At 55.6% G+C, this 640-nt stretch carries 1 protein-coding gene; it reads right to left on the bottom strand.

The window, feature by feature from the left end; all coding sequences use genetic code 11:
- A partial coding sequence (locus tag P0D89_RS53825; protein ID WP_408371462.1) for a 3-oxoadipate:acetyl-CoA acetyltransferase occupies positions 1-620 on the bottom strand: 620 nt, incomplete at its 3' end.
- Positions 621-640: the final 20 nt, after the last annotated feature.

Genomic DNA, 640 nt, shown 5'->3' with positions numbered 1-640 from the left:
CCGATTCCCGCGCCTGTCCACGTAGCGTCGGGCGCAAGTCGATGAAGCGTGCGAACGTAGAAATCGAATACCTCACGGTCAACGGGCATGGCGTTCTTGATGCCCATCACAAACTGCAGATGCAGCGATCCTGCAATCTTTCCCGCCTTTTGCATGGCGACTGCCTGGAAGATCATTGACAGATCAAAAGCCTCGATCTCGGGTTTGATCTTGTAGGTCTTCATTTGCTCCGCAAGCCACTCGACCAGATCGGGAGAGTTTTCATAGACCCGAGTCGGGAAGTTGACGGATCCCGTCGCGAGTGAAGCCATATCCGGACGTAACGACAACATCGCACCTCTTTCGCGGCCAGCGCCAGACCGGCCACCGGTTGATATCTGTGTGATCATGCCGGGAGCGTACTTGCGAATACCGTCGAGGACCACTGAAAATCGTTCGGGATCTGAGCTGGGTGTTTCGTCGTCGTTGCGGACGTGCAAGTGTACGAGCGTCGCGCCAGCTTCGAATGCTGCCTGGGTGGATTCCACCTGTTCACTCACCGTAATCGGAACCGCTGGATTGTCTTTCTTGCGGGGCAAGGACCCGGTTATTGCGACAGAGATGATGCACGGCGTTGTCATGATCAATATCTCCTTGGGCA

It is taken from the genome of Paraburkholderia sp. RL18-085-BIA-A (assembly GCF_046027075.1).
Lineage (GTDB): Bacteria > Pseudomonadota > Gammaproteobacteria > Burkholderiales > Burkholderiaceae > Paraburkholderia.
This window is presented reverse-complemented; position numbering and strand designations above follow the sequence as displayed.